The following is an 8,007-nucleotide window of genomic DNA, read 5'->3' as shown; positions in this document are numbered from 1 at the left end:
AAGTCCTCAACCCTCGCGAGCCCGAGGGATTCAGCGATCTCTAGATCGCGGTCGAACTCGGGGGACCGAGCGAGAACTTCGATGACTGAGGGTCCGCGCCCGGCGCTCGATTCAGCCAGTAGGCAGTCGAGAACACGCGGTCGAAGTCACCGTCGGCCAGGTCGTCAAGGAACCGCTCACAGTCAGCGGGGGTCGCGAACGTCGGCTCGGCGATGCTGGCCGCCAGGAACGGGGCCGGGAAGTCGTCCATGTTCACGTCGTAGCCGGCGTCGTCCTCGTGGATGACCTGCTTGCCTTCGTCGCCGTCGACCTTCCGCGGCGGGTGGGCGGCCATGAGGCTGCGGAACTGCTTCCGGCCGAGCGCGTGAACCTCGATGACGACGGCACGCTCGGCAGCCTCTTCGACGAACGCGTTGTAGGCCGCCTTCTCGTCCTCGGCAGATGGAGCGTCGCCGCCGCGTGCCGTGCCGGACTGCTTGAACTCGTCGACCATGCGCTGGGCAATGTCGGCTGCACGTCGGAGCTCGCCGAGCCGCTGGAGGTCGTCACCCTGATAGATGACGACCTGGGCGGACCGGGGCTTGATGGTGGTGGTGCTCACTTGCGCCTCCCCATGACCGAGCGGCCGATCTGCTTTTCGATGGCTGCGAGCCGCTTGTTGACCTCGCGGAGTTCGTCCGACTGTGCGCCGATCAACTCGGCGAAGGCGCTGCCGGGCTGGTCATCGGTTGCGGACACGAGGGGCAGCACGTCGACCACAACCTCGTAGCCCCATTCAGCGGAGTCGCAGCCGCCGGAGCCAGTGACGATCACGGGTGCCGAGTCGCCGCCCTGCGGGTGCCGCGTGGTGACGTGCTCGCCGCAGAGTCTGTGGACCTTGAGCGGCGCGGCTCGACCGGCGGGGTTGTCCTCATGGCGGACGGGAACTGTAAACGTGACCGTCCCGCCAGCAATCGTCATGCCGGGGTCGCTGTAGAAGTTCAGGACGTTAGTGCCGAGCAGGTCGCACAGAGGCTTGAGTGCCTCGTTCAACTGCTCGCGCGTGATGCTGGTGGGGATGGGCATAGCGATTCCTTCCGACAGATCGACAGGACGACAGGGATTCGCACACCGCCCAGGAATCGAACCTGGCGAGGCCGGTTTTGGAGACCAGCCCGCGCCCAGCGCGCGGCATTGGAACCGAGGACGGGAGGGCTGTCGAACCCCTCCCGCCCCCGGTGACTCAGAGGGTTACGCCAGCGCCTTGTTGAACGCAGGCGCCGAGTTGATCGCGAACGAACACACCGCAGCCGCCTCAGACGACTCACCATCGCCCTGCTTCGTCGGCATCGACGGACCAAACTCCACCGGGAACACATCCACGAACTGACCCGCAGCCGGAGCAGTCGCACGCGCGACACCCATCCGACGCACCAGGTAGCCCGTCGTGCCAGCCGGGATCTTCTCCCACAGCTTCTTGCCGTCAGAACCAGACGCAGACTGCGCGCCGAACGCGTAGGTCAGGTCGCCGCCCTGGTAGGTCGTGTCACCGATGAACTCAGCCACAACCGTGTCACCGAAGCGACGCTCCTGCGTGACCCGGTTCGTGTTCTGCGACGGGTTCGGCGAACCCGACTGGAACGCGATGTTCGTGATGTCGAGCGCGGTGCCAGCAGCAACCTCGGTCGCGGTGGGCGTGGTGATGTCGGCGATCGCGAGGCAAACGATCCAATTTTCCTTCCCGTGCAACTTTGTTGCAGCGGGGCGAATGGGCTCAGTCATCGGCCTTCTCCTTCTTGGTGGTGGCCGTCTGGCCGCTGGTGGTGGGGCTCGACAGGGACTCGTGGGCGTACTCAGGCGGCAGGGGCTCGCCGACAACGTCGACGGCGTCCTGCTTGAGCACCTGCATGGCGTCCTCGTCCACCGCAGAGGCGATGACCGTGAACTTGTGGCCGGTGCTCTTGTCCTTGACGCGGCTGTATTCGGGCATGGCGGAAACTCCCTTGCGGGTGGTGGGTGTGCAGGTGGGATTGGCGTTAGACCGCGTAGGTCCAGGTCGTCAGGCCGGAGAACCAGCCGTCATCCGGGGCGATCGGGTCCTCGGTCTCAAACTCGACAGGCGTGCTGTCGAAGCCGACGACACTCAGCGACGAACCCTCGAGGCCGTCACTAGTGCGGCGGCGCATCTCCCGCGCGTTGGCCTCAGTCTCCGCAACCGCGCGCGTCGTGATGCGGACCAGGCGCACGCCGCTACCGCCACCAGATCGCGCCCCATCGCCGTTGAACCGGCGCGTGACCGTGACCTCGGTGTAGAACTTCGGCAGCGCGCCATACCTAGCGGGGTCGGCGATTCGGCGCGTGATCTCACTCAGCGACAGCGGGACGGCGTTCGCGGCAGTCAAGGCGGCCATCACGGCGGTCGCGTGCTGCTCCTCGGTTGGGAAGGTCACAACGCCTCCCCTCTGGAGTCAGTTGAAGATGGCCTCGCGCATATCGAGGTCGCGGTCGAACTTCCCGTGACAAGGCCCGCACATCGCCTCGTAGCAACCGAAGATGTCGGTGGAGTACGGCATGCCGTTCGGCGCCCTAAGCGGGTGCGGGTCGTTGTGCTGGTAGGCCCAGTGGCGGGCGTCCTCGCCGCACGTCGAACAGGCGTAATCGCTAGCGGGTCCCCACGTCGCCCGCAAGCGAGCGTGGACGGCTGCGTAACTGTTCGGATCGCTGGGCTTCGGGAGAGCCTTGAACGTCTTTGATTCGACGGGCACGCCGCGCTTCCATCGCCGGTAGTGCGTGTCGCAGTACCCCTTCGTGCGGTGCTGCTTGTCGCACCCATCCGCGGTACAGGTCTCAATGAGGCCGATCCGGCGAAGTTCGGCGGGGCCGGGGTCGCCGAGGCGCCACCAGCGTAGGTAGTGACGTCGACACCAGCCGCGCGAGTCGCTCACGTCGTCACAGCCGTCAATCTTGCACGGCGGAGGAGTGGCCTTGACGTAGTGCGCGATCGGGCCATCCATCGGGCGTCCGTCGTACCAGCGTTGATAGTGGGCCGCGCACCAGCCGCGGGAGTGCGACGGGAGGTCGCAGCCGTCGAACGCGCACGGCCCGGGAGCGGAGTTGGGCGCCCTGCGGAACGCAGCCGGGCCGGGCGTGCCGTTACGCATCACTCGTTGATGGTGTCCGCGACACCAGCCCTTCACCTGGGAAGGTCGGTCGCATCCGTCTACGGAACAGGGGCTAGGGTTGGGCATGTGCATCTCCTGCTGACTCAGGTGGTGTGCAGAGGCCGGACGGTTACCGCCGTTCGGCCTCACTCATTCTACCTGAACTACCAGAACAGCCCGTCGATGACTTCCCCAACGTCGTGAGCAAACTTGGGGCCAATCAGGTCTGCCGACTTCGCCAAATCTCCGTGATAAGGCTGGTTCCGCGAGCCCCGTTCAAAAGACATCGCACCCTGGGGCTTCGCGGCATCTGGGCCGTATTCCCACGAATGCAAGCCATTCCGTTCGGTGCTGAACGCGTTCGGGTAGAGCTTGCCGTGCTTGCCCGCCGACTGCTTGGCGAAGTCGCGGGCGATCCGGTTGCCCTGGTAGGCGTTCGACCGCACAACGTCCTCGAGGTCGAGGGGTGCGGTCGTGACGATGCGGACCATGTCGTCATAGAGGTCGCCGATGTGGTGCTCAACCTTGATCCTCAAGATGTCACCTCGACCACATCAAGCCGCCTTGCGGTGGCGTAGGACTTCGCGGGCACGTCAACAACGCGCCAACGACGACCCAGCAGCGACGGGTCAGACGCGGGGCCGACTGCGATGCACTCCAGTTCCCACCCAACGGCGGGAAGGGCGGCAGCGAGCGGGATGTGCAGGCCGCCCTCAACCACCGGACGCTCCACACCACCCACCGACACCAGCCGCGTATTCGTGTCACGCGACTGCATCGACGGACCAGACACCTTGCCGCGAGTGTCGTACTGCGCGACACGAGTCTCCTGCTCCAAGCCGTCCACCGTCGCCCACTCGGGGGCGCCATATGCGGTGAACGTGTCGAGCATGAGGGCCTCGGCGGCTCGGCGACCGTGCGCCGCGACAGATGCGGCGCTCATGCCCAGTTCAGCGTCGGGTCGTCGGGAGTGTCTGGCGTGAAGGTAGCGCGCACCGAGAAGACGGCGGCCCCCACATCCGGGTCCAACATCGACCACCACTCGTCGAGGATGGTGACGCGCCGCGACTCTGCGGGAAGGCCGTAGCGGTAGTCGTCGATCGCCTCATACTGGGCGCCGGTCGGGTTCAGCGCCTTGGCGGCGACCGCCATGACCTCGACGTACTTGAGGATCTCCTGGTCGAGGAGCGTGACATCCCCGAGCCTTGCCTTGATCTGGAGCTCGGCCCCATTCAGCCACCAAGTGACCTGGGCCTGCTCGTTGGGATCGGCGATGGGGCGGCCGAGCTCGACCGCTACGTCAGCGTAGGTTGCGATAGCCACGACCGCCCCACCTCCTCACTTGGACTTGCTGTAGCCGGACTCGAGCAGCGCGTCGAGGATGCCCTCGGGCACGGTCGTCACGTCGCCGGTCGGGCTCTTGACCTTGACGTACTGGACGTCGTCGACTCTCGCGACCACCTCGGGTGCGGTGTGCTCCTCGACGCGATCGACCAACTCCTGGGGAGTGGGGTCGGTCGCCTCGGCTGAGGCGGTCAGGTCTTCGGTCGTTGTCGCCTTCTTGATGGGCATATCAGACCTCCGATCAGGCGGCGTTGGTGTACTTCACGAAGCTGGCAGCGTCGTTGACGAGCCAGCCGTACTCGGCCTCCGCGAGGATGGCGACGAGGTTGTTCTCCCACAGGGAGGTCAGCGTGCCGTTGATGGTCACGGTGGCCTCGGTGGAGACGCTGTAGGAGATCTCGCCCACGGCGCCCCAGGCGGCCTGCGACCAGTCGCCGAGGTAGCCGTAGATCTTCGGCGTGGCGGCGTAGACGCCGTCACCCAGGAACGCCTTGCGGCCCAGCAGCTTGCCGCGCTGGATCAGGCCGGCCTCGTCGGTGTAGGTCGCGTCGAGGAAGATCGGACGACCCTGCGAGTCCTTCGCGGCGTTGAACTCCGGCTCCATGCGGGAGTCGAACGCCCAGCCGTTGGGCTTCTTGCCGGCGTTGACCAGCGTGCGGAGACCGGCGTTCAGGTCGTCGTAGACGGCGGTGAACGCGGGGGCCGTGCCGGTGAACTCCTGCGACGAGGAACCCGTGTCGATGTTGGTCGAGAACGGGCTCGAGGTGCCGTGCAGGGCCGCGGCGTCGAACGCGAGGGCGAACGCCTCTGCGATCTGCGGACGCAGGACGTCCATGTAGCCACCCGGGTTGGCACGCACGACCTCAGCGGAGACCACCGCGATCGCGGCGAGCTTCTTCGGGTCCATCGTCTTGAGGGCCATGCTGCCGCTCGAGGCGGGCTTCTGCGCGCCTTCCGCAACCCAGCCGGCGGTGACCTTGCCGGTGACGACGGGGATGGACTTGCCGGAGATGCCGAGCGGCACGCGGCGGGTGAGCTGCTGCACGACAGACGACTGGTAGGCCGTGTTGAAGATGGCCTCGGACTGCTCGCGGTTCAGGAACCCAGAGAAGTCGGAGAGCTTGGTTGCGGCGGTGATCGCCATTGCGTCCTCCTAGGACGGGTCAGGGCATCAGGCGATGCCGAGCTTGGTTCTGAGTGCTTCCTCGAGCCCGTCGGAGTTGAGGGCGTGAGGCTGCCCGGAACCGCCCTGAGTGAGATCAGGCCGCGGTCCCGCGGTGGTTGTCTGCTGCGTCCGAGATCCCCAGAGCTCGGCCTGGCGGCGCATCGTCTCTTCGTCGCTCGCGGTCAGGATCAGGTCGACGTTGTCGGTGATCCCGGTCTCGGCGGCGATGCGGAAGCGGAGGGCCTCGGTGGTCGCCTTGGTGGCGGCCTCGGTGGCTTCCTGCGCCTCGCGCTGCGCCTTCTCGAGGGCGGTCTCGTTGGCGCGCTCGATCTCGGCCAGCTTGCTCGCGGCAGCGTTGAGCTGCTTCTCGAGCTCCTTGGCGCGCTCTCGTTCTGCCTTGAGTGCCTTCTCGCCGTTCTCGCCCAGCGGCTTGTCGGCAGGGTCGCCCTGCGTCTGCTCCGCGTTCGGCTCGCCGGTCGGCTCGGTGGTGGTTTCGGACATGCGGGTTTCCTCCATCGCGGGGGAGTTGCCCGACGACCTCGCGTCGTCGGGAAGATGTGGGGCTACTTGAGGTAGCCGTAGAGCCGCAGCAAGCGGATGGCGTCCGAGTGGTCCCTGGCAATGTCGTAGATCGTCTCGGGGCGGAGTCGCACCAGTCGGGACGGATTCGCCTTGCGCCACGCGGAACGCTTCGTGGTGCCGTAGTGCGTTGCTTTCACCCGGTGCCCGAACAGGTCCGTCCGGTAGCCCTTGGTGATACCTGGGGCCGAAGTGCCGCCTGTCGCGTTCACAACCTCGCCGAGGTCAGCGCCGTCGCGAACCGCACGCTCGTCGGCCTTTGACAGCCCGCGGAGTTGCCCACGCTCGAGCAGCGTCGCGGGCGAGACGATCAGGCCCTCGTCGTGGGCGTCCTGCCAGGACGTGACGGGCACCATCACGCAGTCACACAGCGGGTGCCGCTGGAACGCGTCAAGGTCCCGGTAGATGCGGCCCGCCAAGATCGCGCAGCGCGCACATGACGGCGGATTCAGCATCCGGACGTAGTTCGTCCAGTCGGGTCGAGCGGTCATCTCCACCTGGGAGGCCGCGCGGCCTGCGTCCTGAACCTCGGAGACGATCAGTTGCTCGACGGCACCCATGAACTCGACCGCATCGGCCCACCACGCATCGGGCAGCGGCTCCACTGGCGCCGGAATGAAGCGGTCGATTGTGGCGATGATCGGCTCAGTGATGGGGAATCCCGCTGACGACACCCCGGCGAACGCCGCAGGGGCCGTCAGGGGCGCTATGTCACCCGCAAACGCAGCCACTGACTGCGCGGAGGCGCTCGCGGAAGCCAACTGGTACGCGGAAACGGTCGACGCGATCTCAAGCAGTGGCGCGCGCCGCTGGAACAGGCGGCGAACCGCCACCAGGGCTGCCGCCGAGATGCGGCGCTGGCGGTTGTAGTGGCTACGCGCCTGCGACAGGCTGGGCGTTGCCACCGGCAGCGTCCTTCAAGATCTGCTGCATGAGCGGGTCAAGCGCCTCAGCCTCGAGGTACTGCCGCTCCTTGGCCTTGCGGGCCTCGGACCAGCCGAGTTCGTCCCACATGCCCTCACGGGAGATGCCGCCAACCGACCGCATCTTCGTGAGCGCGTCGGCACGCTGTGAGAACGTCGGAGTGCCGGGGTCGAAGTAGTCCACGCGGACGCGGTTGCCCTCGATCTCGCGACCCGTAGCGAAGCGGTAGGCGAGCGCACCGGCCCAACCGAGCACCATGCCCTCGGCGTCATTCTTGTCGCCGACATAGTTGACCAGGTCGTTCTCGTCGGCCCGAATGGCGCCCTCGGCGGGAGGGTTGGAAGTTGTGATGCCGAAGTAGCGTGCTGGGAAGCCGTAGGACACTGCGGCCTGACGACCGTAGACGTTCATGGACGTCTCGAAGTTCTTGAGGTCGGCGGCAGCCAACTGCCCAACCTTGCCCTGTGGGTCAGTGACCATGTGGATCGCGTCGAAGTACGCCTCAAACTGCGGGATCGGCTTACCGTCAGCACCAACGAAGTCACCCTGAGCAACACCCGTCATGTACTTGCGCGGGATGCCGTGAGCCTCTTGGGCGAACTGTAGGTTGGTCAGCGACCGGGCTACGGAATCAGTGAGCCCGATGATGTCGACCAGTTCAGACTCGCCCTCGAAGGCGCCCGACTCGCGCTCATTGAGGTGCATCAGGATCGGCACGACGCCGAGGCCGTGCATGTCGCGGTCTACCTCGTACCAGCGGCCATCCTTGCCCTTGGCGACCCAAACGGTGCCGTCGGGCGTGTAGAGCGTGACGTTCGTCGGCCCCGCGCCGAGACTGTCAACGCCGTAGAACCG

14 protein-coding genes are annotated in these 8,007 nt (G+C 66.4%); all 14 read right to left on the bottom strand.

What is annotated here, in order from left to right:
* Window positions 1-40 precede the first annotated feature (40 nt).
* Window positions 41-601 (bottom strand): hypothetical protein, encoded by a 561-nt coding sequence (locus FB382_RS21740; RefSeq protein ID WP_182542048.1) that lies wholly within the window; start codon window positions 599-601, stop codon window positions 41-43.
* The gene (locus FB382_RS21735) at window positions 598-1,065 is read right to left on the bottom strand and encodes a hypothetical protein (RefSeq protein ID WP_182542047.1); all 468 of its coding nucleotides are present in this window, start codon (window positions 1,063-1,065) and stop codon (window positions 598-600) included. Before FB382_RS21735 ends, FB382_RS21740 begins: the two co-directional genes overlap by 4 nt.
* Window positions 1,066-1,230: 165 nt before the next feature.
* Window positions 1,231-1,761 carry a phage tail tube protein gene (locus FB382_RS21730; protein WP_182542046.1) on the bottom strand — a complete coding sequence of 177 codons (531 nt, stop codon included), beginning with the start codon at window positions 1,759-1,761 and terminating at the stop codon, window positions 1,231-1,233.
* Window positions 1,754-1,969 carry a hypothetical protein gene (locus FB382_RS21725; protein WP_182542045.1) on the bottom strand — a complete coding sequence of 72 codons (216 nt, stop codon included), beginning with the start codon at window positions 1,967-1,969 and terminating at the stop codon, window positions 1,754-1,756. Before FB382_RS21725 ends, FB382_RS21730 begins: the two co-directional genes overlap by 8 nt.
* A gap of 46 nt (window positions 1,970-2,015) precedes the next feature.
* Window positions 2,016-2,429, bottom strand: coding sequence for a hypothetical protein (locus tag FB382_RS21720; RefSeq protein WP_182542044.1), 414 nt, complete (start codon window positions 2,427-2,429; stop codon window positions 2,016-2,018).
* Window positions 2,430-2,447: 18 nt separating this feature from the next.
* A complete protein-coding gene (locus tag FB382_RS21715; protein WP_182542043.1) occupies window positions 2,448-2,993 on the bottom strand; it encodes a hypothetical protein in 546 nt (181 codons plus the stop codon).
* Between the two features lie 311 nt (window positions 2,994-3,304).
* Complete coding sequence (locus tag FB382_RS21710) at window positions 3,305-3,676, bottom strand: hypothetical protein (RefSeq protein ID WP_182542042.1); 372 nt, start codon at window positions 3,674-3,676, stop codon at window positions 3,305-3,307.
* Window positions 3,673-4,083: a DUF6093 family protein gene (locus FB382_RS21705; protein ID WP_182542041.1), complete on the bottom strand. Its 411-nt coding sequence runs from the start codon at window positions 4,081-4,083 to the stop codon at window positions 3,673-3,675. Before FB382_RS21705 ends, FB382_RS21710 begins: the two co-directional genes overlap by 4 nt.
* A complete protein-coding gene (locus FB382_RS21700) occupies window positions 4,080-4,463 on the bottom strand; it encodes a hypothetical protein (RefSeq protein WP_182542040.1) in 384 nt (127 codons plus the stop codon). The genes FB382_RS21705 and FB382_RS21700 overlap by 4 nt, the downstream gene beginning before the upstream one ends.
* Before the next feature lie 15 nt (window positions 4,464-4,478).
* Window positions 4,479-4,712, bottom strand: coding sequence for a hypothetical protein (locus tag FB382_RS21695; RefSeq protein ID WP_182542039.1), 234 nt, complete (start codon window positions 4,710-4,712; stop codon window positions 4,479-4,481).
* Window positions 4,713-4,725: 13 nt separating this feature from the next.
* Window positions 4,726-5,628, bottom strand: a complete 903-nt coding sequence (locus FB382_RS21690; protein ID WP_182542038.1) for a phage major capsid protein — start codon at window positions 5,626-5,628, stop codon at window positions 4,726-4,728.
* A gap of 27 nt (window positions 5,629-5,655) precedes the next feature.
* Window positions 5,656-6,150, bottom strand: a complete 495-nt coding sequence (locus FB382_RS21685) for a hypothetical protein (protein ID WP_182542037.1) — start codon at window positions 6,148-6,150, stop codon at window positions 5,656-5,658.
* A 62-nt stretch (window positions 6,151-6,212) separates the two neighbouring features.
* Window positions 6,213-7,133, bottom strand: coding sequence for a VG15 protein (locus tag FB382_RS21680; protein ID WP_182542036.1), 921 nt, complete (start codon window positions 7,131-7,133; stop codon window positions 6,213-6,215).
* A partial coding sequence (locus tag FB382_RS21675) for a hypothetical protein (RefSeq protein ID WP_220481994.1) occupies window positions 7,102-8,007 on the bottom strand: 906 nt, incomplete at its 5' end. The genes FB382_RS21680 and FB382_RS21675, both read right to left, overlap by 32 nt.

The organism is Nocardioides ginsengisegetis, from assembly GCF_014138045.1.
Taxonomy (GTDB): domain Bacteria; phylum Actinomycetota; class Actinomycetes; order Propionibacteriales; family Nocardioidaceae; genus Nocardioides; species Nocardioides ginsengisegetis.
Note: the sequence above shows the minus strand (reverse complement) of the source record. Positions and strands in the feature narration are given on the sequence as shown.